Annotated in this window: 1 protein-coding gene; it reads right to left on the bottom strand. The window is 66.1% G+C overall.

Annotation, left to right across the window (positions count from 1 at the left end; genetic code table 11):
• The coding region (locus U5A65_RS40735; RefSeq protein ID WP_321949732.1) for a DegT/DnrJ/EryC1/StrS aminotransferase family protein at positions 1-605 on the bottom strand (605 nt) is incomplete at both ends.

The following is a 605-nucleotide window of genomic DNA, read 5'->3' as shown; positions in this document are numbered from 1 at the left end:
GCGAAATCGGCGAGCGGCAGGCCCATGCCGAGCTTCACCGCCGCGCCGCCCTCGAAACCCGCGAAGTAGGCCCTCGCAAGCGCACGACGCTGCACGGTGAAGCGCTCGATGTGCTTGAGCTGGCCGAGCCCCACGCGCGCCGCCACATCGGTGAGATTGTACTTGCCGCCGAGCACGTCGCAGTCCATGCCGTCGAAGCCGGTGCGCGTGATGCCCTGCAGGCGGTACTTCTGCGCGAGCACGGCCTCGGCTTCGTCGTTGAGGACGAGCGCGCCGCCTTCGATCGACGTGAGGTTCTTGTTGGCGTGAAAGCTGAACGAGACGATGTCGCCGATCTCGCCGATGCGCTTGCCGTTCCAGCTCGCGCCGAACGCCTGCGCGGCGTCCTCGATCACGCGCAGACTGTGCTGGCGGGCGATCGCGTAGAGCCGGTCCATGTCGACGGGCAGGCCCGAGAGAAACACCGGAATGATGGCTTTCGTCTTCGGCGTGATGGCGGCTTCGAGCTTGTCGAGGTCGATGTTGCGCGTGACGGGATCGATGTCGGCGAACACGGGCGTCGCGCCCACTTCGTAAATCACGTTGCTCGTGGAGACCCACGATGC

This window comes from Paraburkholderia sp. J10-1 (genome assembly GCF_905220165.1).
In the GTDB taxonomy this organism is placed as follows: domain Bacteria; phylum Pseudomonadota; class Gammaproteobacteria; order Burkholderiales; family Burkholderiaceae; genus Paraburkholderia.
The sequence above is the reverse complement of the archived record's forward strand: the minus strand, read 5'-3'. Positions and strand labels throughout refer to the sequence as shown.